We start from the raw sequence: 18,919 nt of genomic DNA, 5'->3' as shown, positions 1-18,919 counted from the left end.
TGGGGTCTCCCCATGCGAGAGTAGGGAACTGCCAGGCATCAAATAAGTGGAAAGCCCTGTACTGACGTACAGGGCTTTTTGCTGTCTGGAATTTGAGGGAGAATTGGCAAATAAATACATTCTATTTGCTCTGGTTTTCCAGCCATGTAACGATAAATTCTCCGATTTCATCAATCTTATTAAGATCAAGTATCTTAATTGATTCCATGACGAGGGCTGGCAAACGATTAGTGGCCACGGCGATGACATGAGAATCGATGAGCCGCTCTAAAGATCTGCCGTTTTCCTCTCTGTGCAGCACAATTTTGTCGATTTCTTCATGTTTAAATCCTTCGACCAAAACCATATCCAGATTACTACGATCAAAACGCGATGCCAGATACCCAAGATCAGGAGCTTCCTGTTGTGGTGTTTCTGTCATTAAGGCCCATCGATGACTGCTAGCGACCATCGTCTGGTCCGCTCCTGCCTTTCTTAGCTCAAAACTGTCTTTACCGGGCGTATCGACGTCGACCTCATGATGAGTGTGCTTTATCAATCCGGTGCGGATACCGCGCTGTCTGAGATAAGGAATTAGCTGTTTCAGTAATGTTGTTTTACCTGTTCCACTGTATGCAACTATGCCAAGAAGTGGGATATCCGCTTTTTTCATTGTGGATGCCCTATCTGGCTGTTCTGCCAAAGTAAAACATCTCCCTGAGTATTGAGATTGGAGAACTGTGAAGCATCCTGAAATAAAACGGTTTTAGCATCAATATTATTGAAGAAAATCATCACTTTCCGGTCACCGTTTTCCAGATATGTTTTTAGTGTCGGGATAAGGCTACGGTTTAGCAAACAAAGAGTAGGGTGCTCGCGCACGGGATCTCGCGCATAGGCAGCTTGCTGGCCTGCAATTTCCGCCAGAAAAGCATTTGCTAAGTTGTATGGGAATCCAGGGACATCACAAGGTACGAACAACACCCATTCTGTTTTGCTTACTGTTAAAGCGGCCAACATCCCGGCGAGAGGGCCAGAGAAATTCTGGATAAGATCAGGGACAGTCCGGAAATCTTTGCCGTACCGGTCTGTGTTCTGATTGCAGCTGATCAGGATCTCTCCCACCTGCGGACGAAGCCTTTCAGCGATATGTTCAAAGAGAGGCTTACCGTTAACCTTAACCAGCCCCTTATCCTCTCCCATTCTGCTCGACAGGCCACCGGCTAAAATGACGCCGGTAATACAACTGCGCTCCATGATATTCCCCTGCTAAAGTCTCAGTATTCTGGCCATTGTAACGTCTAACTTCCAATTCAAGCAGGTTTAACTTTGCCGCAATAAGCTTGTTCTTTCCCTAAGGAAATAACCCTGTTATTTTTAAGGTCTGATAAATATGGAAAGAGAACATCATGAAAGAACATCGCGTAAACGAGTTGATTGAGTTAATACACCCAGCATGGAAAGAAGACTGCGACCTTAACCTGATGGAGTTTATTCAGAAACTGGCGGGAGAGTGCGGATATCAGGGACCATTAACGGAATTGAGCGACGATACCTTGATTTACCACCTTAAAATGCGCGGCACTGACAGTTCAGCGGAAATCCCAGGTCTGAAGAAAGACTATGAGGATGATTTTAAAACTGCGCTTCTGCGCGCCCGCGGCGTGATTAAAGATTGATGTAAACTTATGTGAACTTCATGCGAACCGCGAAAAATAGATGATACTATTTCCCATTGTCATTTTTCTGCGCGGCCAATCCGAATGAAGTTATGAATAATTCAGCTTTCAATTTTCAGGCATTGTCGCCGGATCTTATCCTTGATGCGCTAGAGAGTGTCGGACTGCGCGCAGACTCCGGCCTCACTGCATTAAACAGCTATGAGAATCGGGTATATCAGTTTCTCTGCGAAGACAGAAAACGCTATGTGGTGAAGTTCTATCGTCCGGAACGTTGGACTGAAGAGCAGATTCATGAAGAGCACCGTTTTTCACACGATATGTCTGAGGCTGAAATACCTGCAGTAGCCCCGCTTACCATCAATGAAAATACTTTACATCACCACCAGGGTTACATGTTTACTGTGTTTCCCAGCGTTGGTGGCCGTCAGTATGAAATTGATAATCTCGATCAGCTGGAGTGGGTTGGACGTTTCCTGGGGCGTATTCATCAGGTTGGTAGAGAAAGTCTCTTTACTGCCCGCCCGACGATAGGGTTGGACGAGTATCTGGCCCAGCCGCGTGAAGTTCTCGCGCAATGCCCATTGATCCCCAAAACCCTGCGTGAGCCATTCTTACTGGCAACAGATGATCTGATCAACACGACAAAAGAGTATTGGCATACCGACTGGCAGCCGCTGCGTCTGCATGGCGATTGCCATCCGGGCAATATTCTCTGGCGTGATGGCCCGCTTTTTGTCGATATGGATGATGCACGCAATGGCCCCGCTATACAGGATCTCTGGATGTTGCTTCATGGTGATCAGAGCGAACAGCGCCTTCAGTTAGATGTCTTGCTGGAAGCGTATGAAGAATTCGCAGATTTTGATGCCCGCGAACTTGCATTAATTGAACCGCTGCGCGGGATGCGAATGGTCTATTATCTGGCCTGGGTAGCTCGCCGTTGGGAAGATCCCGCGTTCCCTAAAAGTTTTCCATGGATGACGGACGAAGACTTTTGGCGAGGTCAGATTGCTGCTTTTAATGAGCAAATTAAGAAACTAAAGGCACCTCCTTTGCAGTTGATGCCAATGTATTGAGTCATGATTAACGTCGAAATTTAATTAATTGGAGATAGGCTTTATATGAAAAAGATATTCCTGGCACTGGTTGGTATGGTTATGGCCTTCAGTGTATCTGCGGCACAATTTTCTGATGGTGCGCAGTACGTAACTTTAGATAAAACCGTTGCTAATGAGCCACAGGTACTCGAGTTTTTCTCATTTTATTGCCCACACTGTTATCAGTTTGAACAAGTCTGGCATGTTTCTGACAGCATCCGTAAGAACCTGCCTAAAGATGTTAAATACACCAAATATCACGTCGAATTCTTGGGTCCTTTAGGCAAACAATTAACTCAGGCGTGGGCTGTGGCCATCGCGCTGGGCGTAGAAGATAAAGTCAGCCCACTGATGTTTGATGCCGTACAGAAGCAACAGTCTGTGCAGAATGCTGATGATATTCGTAAAGTCTTTATTCAGGCAGGTGTGAAAGGCGAAGATTATGATGCAGCACTGAACAGCTTCGTGGTGAAATCTCTGGTTGTACAACAAGAGAAAGCTGCCGCTGACCTAGGTCTGCAAGGCGTTCCCTCTGTATTTGTAAATGGCAAATATATGGTGAAAAACGACGGCCTGGATACCAGCTCTATGGATATGTATGTCAAACAATATTCAGATGTGATCAATTTCCTCGCGACCAAAAAATAAGATTTTATCATCCCAATGCCAGCTAACAAGCTGGCATTATATCCTTCCCAAAATGGATGTTTAACCTTAAGAAAAAACCTGAAGTATAAATGATTTTAATAATGTTCCTCTTCCAATGAATATTACTATCCACAATACCTATTAAGTTTCTATTACATCAGAGTCTCATGTGAAAACACGATAACCTGATGATAGCAGTAGTTAAAATTAGCGATTATTTTCTCAACACCTTCAACCAATCAATTCTAATAAAAACTATTCACAAACTTATCCACAGGATGATCCTTCGAGATCTTCCGAAAGTTTGCAATGAATTTCCTTCGCAAGGTTCGTCTTTCCCGCCGGCTATGGCATCCTTAGAGCATGTCTGATCACGAATAAAGAAGAGTTATGGCCCAGATAGCAGAAAACCCATTGATCCTGGTAGACGGTTCGTCTTACCTCTACCGCGCTTACCATGCGTTTCCCCCGTTGACCAACTCCCAGGGTGAACCGACGGGCGCGATGTACGGCGTGCTGAATATGTTGCGCAGTTTGTTGCTGCAATACACGCCGAGCCATGTTGCTGTGGTGTTTGACGCGAAAGGCAAAACCTTCCGTGATGAACTCTTTGATCAGTACAAATCTCACCGTCCCCCAATGCCTGACGATCTGCGTTCGCAAATTGAACCCCTGCACCAGATGGTAAAAGCGATGGGATTACCGTTACTGGTGGTGTCGGGCGTAGAAGCGGACGACGTGATTGGCACACTGGCACTTGAAGCTGAGAAGGCTGGTCATGCCGTGCTGATAAGCACTGGCGACAAAGACATGGCGCAACTGGTCACGCCGGGTGTGACGCTGATTAACACCATGAATAACGCGGTCCTCGGGCCTGATGAAGTCGTTGAAAAATATGGCGTGCCCCCGGAACTGATTATCGATTTTCTGGCCTTGATGGGTGATTCCTCGGACAATATTCCTGGTGTGCCGGGCGTTGGCGAAAAAACTGCACAGGCATTATTACAGGGGATTGGTGGACTTGATGCGCTGTATGCCGATCTTGATAAAATTTCTACATTAAGCTTCCGTGGTTCTAAAACTATGGCAGCGAAACTGGCTGATAATAAAGACGTTGCTTACCTCTCTTACCAGCTGGCGACGATCAAAACTGACGTCAAACTCGATGTAACCTGCGCCGAGCTGACAGTCTCTGAGCCGGACGCCGATGAACTTCATCAGCTGTTTGGCCGTTATGAATTCAAGCGCTGGCTGGCTGATGTTGAGTCTGGCACGTGGTTAAGCGGCAAGAAATCGGCGACTAAAACGACATCCTCCGCCAAAAAAGGCGCAGCAGCAGATGATCTACCCGACGCTGAACCTGTCGAACGTAACCAGCTAACTCAGGACGGCTACGTCACCATTCTCGATCAGGCCACGCTTGATGAGTGGATTGGCTACCTGAAAGCGTCGGAAGTTTTTGCATTCGATACTGAAACCGATGGTCTGGATACGCTGACCGCTAATCTGATTGGGTTATCGTTTGCGACCGAAGCGGGTAAAGCGGCTTATCTTCCTGTCGCACATGACTATCTGGATGCGCCGCTGCAGCTGGATCGCACGGACGTACTGAAACAGCTCAAGCCTTTGCTGGAAGATGAGAAGCAGTTGAAAGTCGGACAGAACCTGAAATTCGATCGCGGCATCTTGCTGCGCTATGACATCGAAATGAAAGGAATTGCGTTTGACACCATGCTCGAATCCTACGTGCTCGACAGTGTTTCAGGTCGGCATGATATGGACAGCCTGGCAGATCGCTATCTGGGCCATAAAACGGTCGGTTTCGAAGAGATCGCCGGCAAAGGTAAAAACCAGCTGACTTTCAACCAGATCGCGCTTGAACAGGCTGCGCCTTATGCAGCGGAAGATGCCGATGTCACGCTACAACTGCATCAGACACTCTGGCCGCGTATTCAGGAAAGCGAATCGCTGAAGAAAGTATTCACCGATATCGAAATGCCGCTGGTGCCCATTCTGTCTCACATTGAACGTACTGGTGTCCTGATAGACCAGCATATTTTAGCTGCCCATTCCAAAGAACTGGCTATCCGCCTGAATGAACTGGAAAACAAAGCGCATGAGCTGGCGGAAGAACCTTTTAACCTGTCGTCGACTAAGCAGTTGCAGGCCATTTTGTATGAAAAACAAAAGCTGCCGATACTGAAAAAAACGCCGGGTGGTGCACCTTCGACAAACGAAGAGGTACTGGCTGAACTGGCACTGGATTATCCACTGCCGAAAGTCATTCTTGAGTATCGCGGTCTGGCGAAGCTGAAATCCACTTACACCGACAAACTGCCGTTGATGATCAATCCGCAGTCTGGCCGCGTACATACGTCTTATCACCAGGCTGTCACGGCGACCGGACGTCTGTCATCCAGTGATCCAAACTTGCAAAATATTCCGGTGCGTAATGATGAGGGCCGTCGTATCCGTCAGGCATTTATTGCGCCGAAAGATTACTGCATTCTGGCTGCCGACTACTCCCAGATCGAATTGCGCATCATGGCGCACTTATCGAAAGATGAGGGGCTGCTGAAAGCCTTTGCTGAAGGGAAAGACATTCACCGGGCCACAGCCGCGGAAGTCTTTGGCACGCCGCTGGAGAGCGTCACCGGCGAGCAGCGTCGTAGTGCGAAGGCCATCAACTTCGGCCTGATTTACGGCATGAGCGCATTTGGTCTCTCGCGGCAGCTGAACATTCCGCGTAAAGAATCCCAGCGTTATATGGATCTCTATTTTGAACGCTATCCGGGCGTTCTCGAATATATGGAACGCACGCGGACGCAGGCTTCTGAACAGGGCTACGTTGAAACACTCGACGGTCGCCGCTTGTATCTGCCGGACATTAAATCCAGCAACGCCATGCGTCGTAAAGGGGCCGAGCGCGCCGCAATCAATGCCCCGATGCAGGGAACGGCTGCTGACATCATCAAGCGCGCGATGATAAACGTCGCGGACTGGCTGAAACAACCTGATGCCCCGCGTGCCCGCATCATTATGCAAGTACACGATGAACTGGTTTTTGAGGTTCACAATGACGACGTTGAGGCTGCAAGTGAGAAAATCCGCAATCTGATGGAATCGAGCATGGAACTGGCCGTTCCGCTGAAGGTGGATGTAGGTACTGGCGAGAATTGGGATCAGGCTCACTAAGTGGATAGTTATTAAGCTTTTTTTGTAATTAAGCTACAGGATTATAGGTTCAGACCATGAAGGTGATCGCATAATCCTCGATTATTGTGTAAGTAAACTACAAAAAGTTCTTTTTCCCCGTCATGAAATAGGGTAAAGTTTCTCTCGTAGGGTACAGAGGTAAGATGTTCTATCTTTCAGACCTTTTACTTCACGTAATCGGATTTGGCTGAATATTTTAGCCGCCCCAGGCATTTATGTCTGGGGCGTTTTTTATTGTACTTTTCACAGGATCTCCGGTCGGTATTGCCTCTGATCTCTGTCCGCCAGCCAAAAAAAAGGGTGACCCGATGGCCACCCGTGATGTTCTTTACTTACAGCTTTTCCCTGCGGCTTATTCGCCTGAAAGTTCGTCTTCCAACACTTCTGGCGGAATTTCACTGAACCAGGTGTTCAGCTTGTCATTGAGTTTATCCACACCCATTTTCTTCGGTGAAGAGAACGCTTCAACCTGGATGTCACCCATAAATTCTTTCACCGCTTCACGGACCATTTTGACTTGCGCCTGACGTGCGCCCGAGGCCAGTTTGTCGGCTTTGGTCAGCAGCAACATCACCGGCGTACCGACATCAACAGCCCACTGAATCATCTGCTGATCAAGATCTTTAAGCGGGTGACGGATATCCATCAGCACCACCAGCCCTTTCAGCGAGTTACGCATCTGCAGGTATTCGCCCAGCGAGCGCTGCCATTTGCGTTTCATTTCTTCCGGAACTTGCGCATAGCCATAACCCGGAAGGTCGACCAGGCGGATACCTGGCTCCACTTCAAACAGGTTAATTAATTGCGTACGGCCAGGGGTTTTACTGATACGCGCCAGACTTTTCTGCTGGGTCAGCGTATTCAGCGCACTGGATTTGCCGGCGTTTGAACGACCAGCAAATGCGACTTCAATGCCTGCGTCACTCGGCAGATGCCGGATATCCGGGGCGCTAAGGACGAAATGGGTCATATGATAGTTGTAAGTTTGGCTGGTCAAAACGTGCGTCTCCGTGGGGATTATGTATCTGGCTGACTGGCGATTATAACTGCAACTGCGCCTGGATACGTTCAGTGTTTTTACAATCCGAATGATGATGCGAAGGGACCACAGAGATGAAGGCGGGGGAAAATGGCCTTCATGATGTAAGACATTTGCTATTCATAATGCGGGTTATTTCGCTTATTGAGTCGCCGTATTTTTTAATTCACTTTAGATTCAATGCGATAAAAATAAAGCACTGGTTGTAAGCAAAAGACGACAGGGCAGTATCTTGAGCCTTTGCGGCGATAGGGTAAAGTATTTCTTACGCAATGAAGGCAAGAATGGAAACATGGATGACAAGAGCCTTCAGGGAATACAGGAAATGCAGGGCGCTTTAAGGATGAACGGGGCTGGAGGCCCTGAAAGGCAAAGGAAAAACCGGGACGTTGACGCTATACAAGGAAAGTGTTTGATGGATATCCTTCGCACGAAGGAAAGAAAAAGGCAGCAAGGTCCACTTGCTGCCTTTTTTCTTTGGTCGCTTTCTGCTAGATTCCGCCGCAAATCTATACTAAATGTACACACCTAAGAGCAGAAGCCATGAAACAGCCAGCGAAAGCCCCGCGCGCCAATACCGCGACAGCTAAACCGAAGAGAAAAAAGAATCGCGTCGAGCTCGATATTGAAGCGCGTGAACGCAAGCGTGACAACCGCCGCCGCGGCCGTAAGGCAGGTTCCCGTGCGAACCCGGATGCAAACCAAAATCAAAGCGGTGCAGCAGCGAAGAAAACCGATCCGCGCATCGGCAGTAAAAAAGCTGTGCCATTGATCGTTGAAACCGTCATGAACAATGCACCGAAAGCGAAGAAAGCCGCGCAGCCAGTGCAAGATCCGAAACCAAAAATGACGCCGGAAGAAGAACTGACGTTGCTGGAAAATGATCAACGTTTAGATGGTTTGCTGGATCTTATCGATGACGGCAAAGCGCTGAGCGCTGAAGATCAGGCTTATGTTGATCAGACTCTGGATCGCATCGATGTTCTGATGGAATTGCTGGGTATCGAACTTGGCGATGACGAAGAAGATGATGAAGAAGAAAAGAACGAAGACATGATGCAACTGCTCAAGCGCGGGAACCCCACAGACGGTTTCTAAGCCATGAGCTGGGTCATTCCGGCAATAGCCTTACTCTTTGCATGTTATCTGCTTTGGTTATTCGGTAAACTATGGCGGTTATCGAAAACCAAAGCACGTTTGCGCAGAGCGACCTTTGCACGGCAGGCCAAAAGCCTGCCGGTAAGGCGAACCGGTAGCATCCGACGCCGGAAGGAGTGATTCACCCATGTCAGAACAGACAACCGTCTGGGATTTAGCGCTGATCCAGAAGTACAACTATTCGGGTCCGCGATATACTTCCTACCCAACAGCACTTGAATTCAGCGAAAGCTACGACGACGCAGCCTTTGAAAAAGCCGCTGCCCGTTATCCCGAGCGTTCCCTCTCGCTTTATGTGCACATTCCGTTCTGCCATAAGCTCTGCTACTTCTGTGGCTGTAATAAGCTGGTCACCCGTCAGCAGCACAAAGCCGAAGAATACCTGAACGTACTCGAGAAAGAGATACACCAACGTGCGCCGCTCTTTAAGGGCCGTCACGTCAGTCAGCTCCATTGGGGCGGTGGTACTCCCACTTATCTGACTAAAGCCCAGATAAGCCGTCTGATGGCCCTTCTGCGGGAACATTTCACTCTCCTGCCGGATGCGGAGATGTCGCTGGAGCTTGATCCGCGTGAAATAGAGCTGGATGTGCTGGATCACCTGCGCAACGAAGGCTTCAATCGTCTGAGCATGGGCGTGCAGGATTTCAACAAGGAAGTGCAGCGTCTGGTTAATCGTGAGCAGGACGAAGACTTCATTTTTGCTCTGATCGAACGTGCGCGCGCGCTGGGTTTTAACTCGACCAATATCGATCTTATTTACGGCCTGCCAAAACAAACGGCTGAAAGTTTTGCCTATACGCTGCAACGCGTCGCCGCGCTGAATCCCGATCGCCTTAGCGTATTCAATTACGCCCACATGCCGACTCTTTTCGCCGCTCAACGCAAAATCAAAGATGCCGATTTGCCCGGTGCTGAAGAGAAACTGAGAATCCTGCAGGAAACCATCAGTTCACTGACAGAATCCGGTTACCGCTTTATCGGTATGGATCACTTTGCCCGACCGGATGACGAACTGGCGATTGCGCAGCGTGAAGGCAAATTGCACCGCAATTTTCAGGGTTACACCACGCAGGGTGACAGCGATTTGCTTGGGATGGGTGTTTCTGCAATCAGCATGTTGGGCGATACCTATGCGCAAAACGAGAAAGACCTGAAAACTTATTACGCGCGGGTCGAAGAGCAGGGAAATGCGCTCTGGCGGGGTTTGGAAATGACCGACGATGACTGCCTGCGTCGTGATGTGATCAAAGCACTGATCTGCCATTTCGAACTGGATTTTGCAGATATCGAGAAACGCTATGGTATTCCGTTCAATGAATACTTTGCCGAAGACTTAGCGTTGCTGGTGCCGCTGGCGGAAGACGGACTGGTGGAGGTGAGTAAGAAACATATTCAGGTCACGCCGCGCGGACGCCTGTTGATCCGCAATATTTGCATGTGTTTTGATATCTATTTACGCCGTCAGGTTCGCCAGAAGCAATTCTCCCGCGTGATCTGACCTGCAAACTCAGCGTTTCCCCAAACAAAAACAGCCGCTTTTGCGGCTGTTTTGCTTTTGACGCGGATGTTATTCCATGCCCAGTTCTTTCAGTTTACGTGTCAGAGTATTACGCCCCCAGCCCAGTAAACGAGCGGCTTCCTGCTTGTGGCCTTGCGTATGGCGCAGCGCCGTGGTCAGCAAGGTGCGTTCCATTTCAGGCTGCGCTTCTGATAGCAGGTTTTGATGACCGGAACGCAGCGCGCGATCCGCCCATTGTGCCAGCAGCGTTGCCCAGCTGTCCGGCAAACTCTGCCCGCCCGCTTCGGGCGCCGAGGTTTCGAACAGCTCGCTCGGTAAGTCCTGAATCAGCACTTCCTGACCGGCCGCCATCACGGTTAACCAGCGACAGGTGTTCTCCAGCTGGCGCACGTTACCTTGCCACGGCAGACGCGTCAGTGCAGTTTCTGTTTCAGGATGCAGATTCTTCGCTTCTACGCCAAGCTCTTTCGCGGCAACTTGCAGGAAATAGCGTGCCAGACGCGGAATATCTTCACGACGTTCACGCAGCGGTGGCAAATGCACGCGGATCACATTCAGACGATGGAATAAATCCTCACGGAATTTGCCTTCCTGAACCCGAAGTTCCAGATTCTGGTGTGTCGCTGCAATGATTCGTACATCGACTTTCACCGGCGCATAGCCACCGACGCGGTAGAACTGACCGTCTGCCAGCACGCGCAGCAGGCGGGTTTGTACGTCGAGCGGCATATCGCCAATCTCATCGAGGAACAGTGTGCCGTTATCAGCCTGCTCAAAACGCCCCTGACGAACGGTATTCGCGCCGGTAAATGCGCCTTTCTCGTGGCCGAACAGTTCCGACTCGATCAGGTCTTTCGGGATTGCGGCCATATTTAACGCGATAAAAGGGGCTTTAGCGCGCGGGCTGTGGCGGTGAAGAGCATGAGCAACCAGTTCTTTACCGGTGCCTGATTCGCCGTTGATCAGGACGCTGATCGACGAGCGGGACAGGCGGCCTATGATGCGGAAAACATCCTGCATGGCTGGCGCTTCGCCAATAATGTCAGCCGTCGGACCGCTGGCGGGCTGAGTGCGCGCCGGTTGTTGCTGTTCCTGGTAATGACTGATGGCGCGTTCTACCAGCGCTACTGCTTCATCAATGTCGAACGGTTTTGGCAGATAATCAAACGCACCTTGCTGATACGCGCTGACGGCAGCATCCAGATCGGAATGCGCTGTCATTATGATGACCGGAAGCATCGGATGGCGCTGTTTAATCTGTTTCAGCAGCGCTAAACCGTCCATGCCGGGCATGCGGATATCTGATAACAAAACGTCAGGGGTTTGAGTCGCAATGGCTTCCAGCACTTCATTACCGCTGTCAAACGTAGTGCAGTGCAAACCTGCCCCAGTGAGCGCACGTTCAAGTACCCAGCGGATGGAGCTATCGTCATCGACGATCCAGACTATCCCTCGTTGCATAAGAACCTCACTGGCGAATAGGCAGGAAAACCGAGAATTCGGTATGTCCTGGCCAACTGTTAAATTCAACTTTACCCGAATGCTGATCAATCAAACTGCGCGCGATGGACAGGCCCAAACCGGTGCCCCCCTCGCGGCCACTGACCATGGGGTAAAAAAGGGTGTCCTGCAAATGGGCCGGTACGCCGGGGCCGTCATCTTCAATATCGATACGGGCCGCCAGACGATAACGCACGCCATGTAACGTTATCTGGAAAGCAGTGCGCGTACGCAGTGTAATTGTGCCGCCTTCCTCCCCGAGTGCCTGCAGAGCATTGCGGGTGATGTTCAATAAAATTTGTTCAATCTGGTCGGGGTCATGCGCCAGTTCTGGCAGGCTTGGGTCGTAGTCCCTCACGAGCTGAACGTTATCCGGCTTCTCCATCGACACCAGCTGGCAAACACGTTCTGCAACCTGATGAATGCTTTGCGTGACGTGCTGACTTGGGCGCTGAGGCCCCAGCAAACGATCAACCAGATTACGCAAGCGGTCGGCCTGCTCAATAATGACTTTGGTGTATTCCAGGAGCGCCGGATCCGGGAGCGCTCTGGATAACAACTGAGCTGCGCCACGTAATCCACCGAGCGGATTTTTAATTTCATGCGCCAGACCGCGGATTAAATCACGCGCGGCAACTTGTTGAGCATGCTGCAATTGTTCCTGGCTCAGCCTGCGCTGATTATCCATTGGGGCCAGTTCCACCAGAATGAAACCTTCCGGCAGCATCTGGGCAGTCAGTGACAGCACATGCGCGCGGCCATCCACCACCAAAGTGACTTCGCTGTCTGTAAAGCCCTGTCCGGCCGTCAGACTTTCACGCATCAACTCGATATTCAGCGAAAAATATCCCACCAGCTCTGGCAAAGGTGTGCCAAAAAGTTTGCGGGAACTTTGCGCCAGCAGCTGCTGAGCCGCCGGATTGGCGTAGTGCACCGCCAAATCGTCGTCCAACAACAGAACGCTGTTGATTAAGGAATTCAGGATCTGCCCAGCATCGGGCAGTTTGCCAGTTGCCATACCGCAGTCTCCCGCACCGGATGGGTGCATTTTATCTCGTTACCCGGCGAAAACACGGGCCAGAGGGGTTAAGCAGGAAAGAGTGTGGAGAAAAAAGCCCATCCGGAGATGGGCTGAAAGTTTCCACGGCAACAAATTAAATCGTCTTACTTGATTTTGACGCTGAAGGTTTTCTCACTACCTGACCTTCAGTCGGGTATTCCGCTCAGCGCCTGTACGAAGACGGGCGCTGAGTTCAGCTCTAATCGAAGAGTAGATGCTGATTTATTTATTAAACGCTGTAGTACAGTTCGAACTCAACCGGGTGCGGAGTCATGCGAACACGGTCCATCTCTTCTTTACGCAGAGCGATATAAGCATCGATCGCGTCATCGGTGAACACGCCGCCACGGGTCAGGAACTCGCGGTCTTCGCTCAGGCAGTTCATCGCTTCTTCCAGTGAGCCTGCAACTTTTGGAATTTCTGCTTCTTCTTCCGGTGGCAGGTCATACAGGTTTTTATCCATCGCATCACCAGGATGGATTTTGTTGATGATACCGTCGACGCCAGCCATCATCAGTGCAGCGAACGCTAGGTATGGGTTAGCCGCTGGATCAGGGAAACGTGCTTCGATACGCATCGCTTTAGGGCTTGATACGTGTGGAATACGGATGGATGCAGAACGGTTACGCGCAGAGTACGCCAGCATTACTGGAGCTTCGTAGCCCGGGACCAAACGCTTGTAGGAGTTGGTAGTCGGGTTAGCGTAGGCGTTGATCGCTTTAGCGTGTTTGATGATACCGCCGATGTAGAACAGTGCCATTTCAGACAGGCCGCCGTATTTGTCGCCAGAGAACAGGTTATTACCGTTCTTGAACAAGGACATATGGCAGTGCATACCGGAACCGTTATCGCCAAACATTGGTTTTGGCATGAAGGTCGCGGTTTTGCCAAATGCGTGAGCCACGTTGTGAACCACGTATTTGTAGATTTGGATTTCGTCAGCTTTCTTGGTCATGGTGTTGAAGCGGGTTGCCACTTCGTTCTGACCAGCAGTTGCTACTTCGTGGTGGTGAGCTTCAACAACCAGGCCCATTTCTTCCATGGTCAGACACATGGTAGAACGCAGATCCTGAGAGGAGTCGACCGGAGGAACCGGGAAGTAGCCGCCTTTTACTGCAGGACGGTGGCCTTTGTTGCCGCCTTCGTATTTAGTCGCAGAGTTCCATGCGCCTTCGATATCATCGATAGCGACGTGAGAACCGGAGATGCTGCTGCCGAAACGCACATCATCAAACAGGAAGAATTCTGGCTCTGGCCCGAACAGAACGGTGTCCGCGATGCCGGAAGCCCGCAGGAAATCTTCTGCACGCTTAGACGTTGAACGTGGGTCACGGTCATAACCTTGCAGCGTTGTTGGCTCAAGGATATCGCAACGAATGATCAGTGTGGTTTCTTCAAAGAATGGGTCCAGAACAGCAGTGCTGGCATCTGGCATCAGAACCATGTCAGATTCGTTAATGCCTTTCCAGCCACCGATTGAAGAGCCATCAAACATTTTACCTTCTTCGAAGAAGTCGGCGCTAACCTGGTGTGCAGGAATGGTGACGTGCTGTTCTTTGCCTTTGGTATCAGTGAAACGTAAATCTACGAATTTCACTTCATGCTCATTCAGCATCGTCAAAACGTGTTCAGCGGACATACTAGTTCTCCCGAATTTCTCATTATCGTCGTGGAACGAATAACCATTTTTTGGTCTTTAGTTGGAAATAACAGCCTTACTGGAACTGGCGTGTGGCCTAAACAGCACTATTATTGTCTGATAAGACTCTTTTCACCCTGTAAAAGGTATAGCGAAAACTGTGCCAACTTTGAGAAAATGCAAACAACGCCATTTTACAGGGCTCTTGCTCTCAATAAGTATGCACCATAACGGAAGTTATGCACTACAATGGTGCTAATCGTGAGATGTAAAGCACCAAAGTGGTGCGTCATATTGGTTCAGTGTTCTTTTTGCACCGTGAAAGGGATCACAAAGTAACCATCCTTAAGTTGTTTCAACAAGATCCTTGTGATCTTGTTTAGAACCTCGCTTAATACGTGTACAATAGCGCGCTATTTCTAATGCCTGAGGCAAAGCTGTGATCGAAAATTTGCGTAACATCGCCATTATTGCCCACGTTGACCATGGTAAAACCACCCTGGTCGACAAGCTGCTGCAACAATCCGGTACTTTCGGAGAACGTGCAGAAGCTACCGAACGCGTAATGGACTCCAACGATTTGGAGAAAGAGCGTGGGATTACCATCCTCGCAAAAAACACCGCCATTAATTGGAAAGACTACCGCATCAACATCGTGGATACCCCAGGACACGCCGACTTCGGCGGTGAGGTTGAGCGTGTGATGTCAATGGTCGACTCGGTGCTGCTGGTTGTGGATGCAATGGATGGCCCAATGCCGCAAACCCGCTTCGTGACTAAAAAAGCCTTCGCTAATGGTCTGAAGCCGATCGTGGTAATCAACAAGGTTGACCGCCCTGGCGCGCGTCCTGACTGGGTTGTTGATCAGGTCTTCGACCTGTTCGTAAACCTGGACGCAACCGACGAACAACTCGATTTCCCAATCATCTATGCATCTGCATTGTTGGGTATCGCGGGTACCGACCATAACGATATGGCCGAAGACATGACCCCGCTGTACCAGGCGATCGTTGACCACGTATCTCCGCCACAAGTTGAGATGGAAGCACCTTTCCAGATGCAAATCTCTCAGCTGGACTACAACAACTACGTTGGCGTTATCGGCATCGGCCGTATCAAGCGTGGTACTGTTAAGCCTAACCAACAGATCACTGTGATCGACAGCGAAGGCAAAACCCGTAACGGTAAAGTCGGTAAAGTTCTGACTCACATGGGTCTTGAGCGTATCGAAGCGACCGTTGCTGAAGCGGGCGATATCATCGCAATCACCGGTCTGGGTGAACTGAACATTTCCGACACTATCTGTGACCCGGCAAATGTTGAAGCACTGCCAGCGCTGAGCGTTGATGAACCCACCGTGACTATGTACTTCAACGTCAACACCTCTCCGTTCTGTGGTAAAGAAGGCAAGTATGTGACTTCACGTCAGATCCTTGATCGTCTGAACAAAGAACTGGTACACAACGTGGCATTGCGCGTTGACGAAACTGAAGATGCTGATGCATTCCGCGTTTCAGGCCGTGGTGAACTTCACCTGTCGGTTCTGATCGAAAACATGCGTCGCGAAGGTTTCGAGCTGGCGGTTTCCCGTCCTAAAGTAATCAACCGTAAAATCGATGGCCGCATGCAAGAGCCATTCGAGAACGTGACACTGGATATCGAAGAGCAACATCAAGGTTCTGTTATGCAGGCCATGGGTGAGCGCAAAGGCGATGTCAAAGACATGATCCCAGACGGTAAAGGTCGTATCCGTCTTGATTACCTGATCCCGGCACGTGGCCTGATCGGCTTCCGTACTGAATTCATGACCATGACTTCAGGTACCGGTCTGCTGTACTCCACATTCAGCCACTACGATGATGTTCGTCAGGGTGAAATCGGTCAGCGTCAGAACGGCGTGCTGATTTCTAACGGTCAGGGTAAAGCCGTTGCGTTCGCACTGTACAGCCTGCAAGACCGCGGTAAATTGTTCCTGGGCCACGGCGCAGAAGTGTATGAAGGCCAGATCATCGGTATTCACTCACGTTCTAACGACCTGACTGTGAACTGTCTGACCGGTAAGAAACTGACCAACATGCGTGCGTCTGGTACTGACGAAGCAACGACTCTGGTTCCTGCTATCAAAATGTCTCTGGAGCAAGCTCTGGAATTCATCGATGATGACGAACTGGTCGAAGTGACTCCTCTGTCTGTGCGTATCCGTAAACGTCACCTGACTGAGAACGATCGTAAACGTGCAATGCGTGGTCCTAAAGAAGCGTAATCTTCTTTAACGTAAAGCCGTTACACAGAAACAGGGTGCCTTTGGTACCCTGTTTTTTTTATGTTTTTTTTCTGCCCCTGCGCGTCATCCCGCAATTCTGTCACTGTTCAGCTGTACGTTTTACCGCTAAAGTTAACAGTCATCTTTGAAATCAGGAGCGTGCAATGCTGTACATTTTTGATATGGGAAACGTCATTATTGATATTGATTTCAAACGTGTTCTTGGCGTATGGAGCAATTTCAGCGGAACGCCGCTTGCGACGCTAACTGAGCGATTCTCAATGGGCGAAGTCTTCCAGAAGCACGAGCGGGGTGAAATCAGCGACGAAGAGTTTGCCGCCGAACTCTGCCATGAATTGGGTATCGCGCTGAGCTTCGAACAGTTCAGCCTTGGCTGGCAGTCGGTGTTTGTTGGCTTGCGCGCTGAAATGATTGAGATCTTCAAAACGCTGCGCCAGCAGGGGCATCGCGTGGTGGTCTTATCGAATACTAACCGCCTGCATCTGGATTTCTGGCCGCAAAATTACCCTGAAATCGAAGCCAACACCGACGCTATTTATCTCTCACAAAACATCGGTATGCGAAAACCTGAGCCGGGCATTTTCCAGCATGTTCTGGCACATGAAGGCATCAGTGCCGGTGACGCTGTGTTCTTTGATGATGTGATCGAGAATATCGAAGCGGCACGTGCCGTGGGGATTGAATCCGTGTGGGTGGAAGATAATCAGACAGTACCGAAGTACTTTTCCTGAAGGATGTTGTGATGCAGAAACGGGCACTGAGCCACTACCCGAAATCATGCTGGAAATTTACGCGCCTTCTTCTGCGGCGTTCAGATAAAGATGGCCTGACGCTTCTGGCGGGCCATTTAGCCTATGTCTCTTTGCTTTCTCTCGTGCCGCTGATCGCGGTGGTTTTTTCGCTGTTCGCCTTATTTCCGGTTTTTTCGGATATCAGCGCGCAGCTCAAAACCTTTATTTTCTCTAACTTCATGCCTGCGACCGGCAATACCATCCAGCGCTATCTCGAACAGTTTGTGGCGAACTCCAGCAAAATGACCGCCGTGGGCACCTGCGGCTTAATCGTTACCGCGCTGCTTTTGATAGCCTCGGTAGACAGCGTCCTGAACAAAATCTGGGACAGCAAAACTAAACGCCCGATCGTATTCTCCTTCGCCGTGTACTGGATGGTGCTGACGCTCGGGCCTATCCTGCTGGTCGCCAGCGTGGCCATCAGCTCCTATTTGCTATCGCTGAACTGGCTGAATATCAGCGGCGTACATTCGCTGATTGACCATGCTCTGCGCATTCTACCATTGCTGATTTCATGGATATCTTTCTGGCTGTTGTATCAGGTTGTGCCGACGGTCAGAGTACCGGCGAAAGATGCGCTGATTGGTGCGCTCTTCTCGGGGGCATTATTTGAATTAAGTAAGAAAATCTTTGCTTTATATATCCAGCTTTTCCCGTCCTATCAGCTGATTTATGGCGTACTGGCGGTGATCCCAATTTTATTTCTTTGGGTCTATGTCAGCTGGTGTATCGTGCTTTTGGGAGCAGAAATCACCGTGACGCTCGGCGAGTTTCGTTCCCTGAGAAAATTGCAGTCTGCTCAAGATGTGGCAGCAGAATAATCAGTCAGAAGGATGTTTATGATTGCGTTAATTCAGCGGGTGTTAAATGCCAGCGTTACCATTGATGGCGACGTCTGCGGTGAGATCGGGCCGGGATTGCTGGTGTTACTGGGTGTCGAACAGGGAGATGATGAGCAAAAAGCCAAACGCCTGTGTGAACGGGTGATCGGGTACCGGATATTCGGTGACGAAAATGACAAAATGAATCTAAACGTCCAGCAGGCGGGGGGAAGCCTGCTGGTCGTATCGCAGTTTACGCTGGCGGCGGACACGCAAAAAGGCATGCGCCCCGGCTTTTCACGCGGCGCAGAGCCGCAGGAAGCCGACCGTCTGTATCAGTATTTCTGCGGGCAGTGCCGTGAAAAAGGTATCGCTACCGAAACCGGCCGCTTTGCTGCGGATATGAAAGTGGCGCTGGTGAACGACGGGCCGGTGACCTTCTGGCTACAAGTCTGATCGAAAAGGCATAAACGCCGGAGAGAA

The 18,919-nt window shown here is 50.0% G+C and carries 17 protein-coding genes; 11 read left to right on the top strand and 6 right to left on the bottom strand.

Annotated features, from left to right (window positions below):
* Positions 1 to 121: 121 nt before the first annotated feature.
* Together mobB and mobA are read right to left on the bottom strand one after the other, a co-directional pair.
* A complete protein-coding gene (gene mobB / locus AC0Z7K_RS23650; RefSeq protein ID WP_413531151.1) occupies positions 122 to 652 on the bottom strand; it encodes a molybdopterin-guanine dinucleotide biosynthesis protein MobB in 531 nt (176 codons plus the stop codon).
* Positions 649 to 1,236 carry a molybdenum cofactor guanylyltransferase MobA gene (mobA, locus tag AC0Z7K_RS23645; RefSeq protein WP_485616163.1) on the bottom strand — a complete coding sequence of 196 codons (588 nt, stop codon included), beginning with the start codon at positions 1,234 to 1,236 and terminating at the stop codon, positions 649 to 651. Before mobA ends, mobB begins: the two co-directional genes overlap by 4 nt.
* A 152-nt stretch (positions 1,237 to 1,388) precedes the next feature.
* Here mobA and AC0Z7K_RS23640 point away from each other — a divergent pair, with 152 nt between their 5' ends.
* The 5 genes from AC0Z7K_RS23640 (at position 1,389) to spfP (ending at position 6,813) form a co-directional block, all read left to right on the top strand.
* Complete coding sequence (locus AC0Z7K_RS23640) at positions 1,389 to 1,658, top strand: YihD family protein (RefSeq protein ID WP_485616161.1); 270 nt, start codon at positions 1,389 to 1,391, stop codon at positions 1,656 to 1,658.
* A gap of 92 nt (positions 1,659 to 1,750) precedes the next feature.
* Positions 1,751 to 2,737, top strand: coding sequence for a serine/threonine protein kinase (locus AC0Z7K_RS23635; protein ID WP_485616160.1), 987 nt, complete (start codon positions 1,751 to 1,753; stop codon positions 2,735 to 2,737).
* A gap of 45 nt (positions 2,738 to 2,782) precedes the next feature.
* The gene (gene dsbA / locus AC0Z7K_RS23630; RefSeq protein ID WP_056777623.1) at positions 2,783 to 3,406 is read left to right on the top strand and encodes a thiol:disulfide interchange protein DsbA; all 624 of its coding nucleotides are present in this window, start codon (positions 2,783 to 2,785) and stop codon (positions 3,404 to 3,406) included.
* Positions 3,407 to 3,796: 390 nt separating this feature from the next.
* Positions 3,797 to 6,601: a DNA polymerase I gene (polA, locus tag AC0Z7K_RS23625; protein ID WP_413531155.1), complete on the top strand. Its 2,805-nt coding sequence runs from the start codon at positions 3,797 to 3,799 to the stop codon at positions 6,599 to 6,601.
* 164 nt (positions 6,602 to 6,765) lie between these two features.
* The gene (spfP, locus tag AC0Z7K_RS23620; protein WP_071892919.1) at positions 6,766 to 6,813 is read left to right on the top strand and encodes a small protein SpfP; all 48 of its coding nucleotides are present in this window, start codon (positions 6,766 to 6,768) and stop codon (positions 6,811 to 6,813) included.
* Between the two features lie 161 nt (positions 6,814 to 6,974).
* Here the strand turns inward: spfP and yihA are convergent, their stop codons facing one another.
* Positions 6,975 to 7,619, bottom strand: a complete 645-nt coding sequence (gene yihA, locus AC0Z7K_RS23615) for a ribosome biogenesis GTP-binding protein YihA/YsxC (protein ID WP_413531156.1) — start codon at positions 7,617 to 7,619, stop codon at positions 6,975 to 6,977.
* A gap of 585 nt (positions 7,620 to 8,204) precedes the next feature.
* Between yihA and yihI the strand changes: the two genes are divergently transcribed.
* Together yihI and hemN are read left to right on the top strand one after the other, a co-directional pair.
* On the top strand, positions 8,205 to 8,759 hold the full coding sequence (gene yihI / locus AC0Z7K_RS23610; RefSeq protein ID WP_485616158.1) for a Der GTPase-activating protein YihI: 555 nt from the start codon (positions 8,205 to 8,207) through the stop codon (positions 8,757 to 8,759).
* Between the two features lie 187 nt (positions 8,760 to 8,946).
* The gene (hemN, locus tag AC0Z7K_RS23605) at positions 8,947 to 10,320 is read left to right on the top strand and encodes an oxygen-independent coproporphyrinogen III oxidase (RefSeq protein WP_485616157.1); all 1,374 of its coding nucleotides are present in this window, start codon (positions 8,947 to 8,949) and stop codon (positions 10,318 to 10,320) included.
* A gap of 69 nt (positions 10,321 to 10,389) precedes the next feature.
* Here the strand turns inward: hemN and glnG are convergent, their stop codons facing one another.
* From glnG to glnA, 3 genes are all read right to left on the bottom strand, one after another.
* Positions 10,390 to 11,802 carry a nitrogen regulation protein NR(I) gene (glnG, locus tag AC0Z7K_RS23600; protein ID WP_413531159.1) on the bottom strand — a complete coding sequence of 471 codons (1,413 nt, stop codon included), beginning with the start codon at positions 11,800 to 11,802 and terminating at the stop codon, positions 10,390 to 10,392.
* 7 nt (positions 11,803 to 11,809) lie between these two features.
* On the bottom strand, positions 11,810 to 12,859 hold the full coding sequence (gene glnL, locus AC0Z7K_RS23595; RefSeq protein WP_112289289.1) for a nitrogen regulation protein NR(II): 1,050 nt from the start codon (positions 12,857 to 12,859) through the stop codon (positions 11,810 to 11,812).
* 271 nt (positions 12,860 to 13,130) lie between these two features.
* The gene (gene glnA, locus AC0Z7K_RS23590) at positions 13,131 to 14,540 is read right to left on the bottom strand and encodes a glutamate--ammonia ligase (RefSeq protein WP_112165209.1); all 1,410 of its coding nucleotides are present in this window, start codon (positions 14,538 to 14,540) and stop codon (positions 13,131 to 13,133) included.
* A gap of 439 nt (positions 14,541 to 14,979) precedes the next feature.
* Between glnA and typA the strand changes: the two genes are divergently transcribed.
* The 4 genes from typA (at position 14,980) to dtd (ending at position 18,892) form a co-directional block, all read left to right on the top strand.
* Entirely contained in the window at positions 14,980 to 16,803 is a 1,824-nt protein-coding gene (gene typA / locus AC0Z7K_RS23585; RefSeq protein WP_413531160.1) for a ribosome-dependent GTPase TypA, read from the top strand.
* Between the two features lie 164 nt (positions 16,804 to 16,967).
* The gene (yihX, locus tag AC0Z7K_RS23580) at positions 16,968 to 17,555 is read left to right on the top strand and encodes a glucose-1-phosphatase (protein WP_485616156.1); all 588 of its coding nucleotides are present in this window, start codon (positions 16,968 to 16,970) and stop codon (positions 17,553 to 17,555) included.
* An 11-nt stretch (positions 17,556 to 17,566) separates the two neighbouring features.
* On the top strand, positions 17,567 to 18,436 hold the full coding sequence (locus AC0Z7K_RS23575) for a virulence factor BrkB family protein (RefSeq protein WP_112165203.1): 870 nt from the start codon (positions 17,567 to 17,569) through the stop codon (positions 18,434 to 18,436).
* A gap of 18 nt (positions 18,437 to 18,454) precedes the next feature.
* Positions 18,455 to 18,892 (top strand): D-aminoacyl-tRNA deacylase, encoded by a 438-nt coding sequence (gene dtd / locus AC0Z7K_RS23570; RefSeq protein WP_413531162.1) that lies wholly within the window; start codon positions 18,455 to 18,457, stop codon positions 18,890 to 18,892.
* The last annotated feature ends 27 nt before the right edge of the window (positions 18,893 to 18,919 follow it).

Source organism: Rahnella sp. 1L-D-7-B-C2 (genome assembly GCF_057290995.1).
This window is presented reverse-complemented; position numbering and strand designations above follow the sequence as displayed.